This is a genomic window from Weissella sp. DD23, from assembly GCF_001579105.1.
Classification (GTDB): Bacteria; Bacillota; Bacilli; order Lactobacillales; family Lactobacillaceae; genus Weissella; species Weissella cibaria.
On record NZ_KQ970399.1, the window covers coordinates 5,646 to 6,555 of the forward strand.

Genomic DNA, 910 nt, shown 5'->3' on the forward strand with positions numbered 1-910 from the left:
CTTTATTGCTAAGAAATTATTTGGGAGGATGAACGCATGATTTCAGCGTTTTTCGTAATTCTAATCGCATTCTTGGCCGGTGTTGAAGGTATTTTGGATGAGTTCCAATTCCACCAACCATTGGTCGCAGCAACGTTGATTGGATTGGCAACTGGCCACCTTATGGAAGGTGTAATCCTTGGTGGAACGTTGCAAATGTTGGCTTTGGGATGGATGAACATCGGAGCCGCTATCGCACCCGATGCCGCTTTGGCATCAGTTGTTTCAGCTTACTTGGTAACTGGACCAGCACAAGTTGATGTTAAGACTGGTATGGCTATTGCAATTCCTTTGGCCGTTGCTGGACAAATCTTGACGATTGGTGTTCGTACAATTACGGTTGCCTTGGCACACATCGCTGACCGTGAAGCCGAAAAGGGTAATGTTGCAGGAGTTGAACGTGTTCACTGGTTGGCTTTGGTCTTCCAAGGATTGCGTATCGCTATCCCAACGGTAATTGTTATGGCCGTTGGTGCTGGCCCTGTTAACGCCGCTTTGAATGCTATTCCTGAAGTGATTACTAAGGGATTGGCTGTTGCCGGAGGATTTATCGTGGTTGTTGGTTATGCCATGGTTATTAACATGATGGCAACTGCTGAATTGTGGCCATTCTTCTTCTTGGGATTCGCCCTTTCAGCCGTTACAGAGTTGAACTTGATCGCTATGGGTATCATTGGTTTGGTACTTGCCTTGATTTACCTACAATTGTCACCAAAGTTTAACGGTGGTAACGGCGGCGGATCAAACGGTGGTGGTTCAGCTGGTGGAAGTGGTGGCGACCCAGTCGATGCCATTTTGAACAACTACTAGGAGCAGGGGGAATAACATCATGGATGAAGTAGTAAAGAATGAAGTTCACTTGACTCAAAAA

Annotated in this window: 1 protein-coding gene; it reads left to right on the plus strand. The window is 46.3% G+C overall.

Translation table 11 applies throughout. The features are described 5' to 3' along the window. The first annotated feature begins 36 nt into the window (after window positions 1-36). Entirely contained in the window at window positions 37-849 is an 813-nt protein-coding gene (locus WEIDD23_RS10730; protein ID WP_010368852.1) for a PTS mannose/fructose/sorbose transporter subunit IIC, read from the plus strand. Window positions 850-910 lie beyond the last annotated feature (61 nt).

What these genes read in the sequence shown, in the direction of transcription:
- WEIDD23_RS10730 (WP_010368852.1), top strand. Translation starts at nt 37, where the DNA reads ATGATTTCAGCGTTTTTCGTAATTCTAATCGCATTCTTGGCCGGTGTT.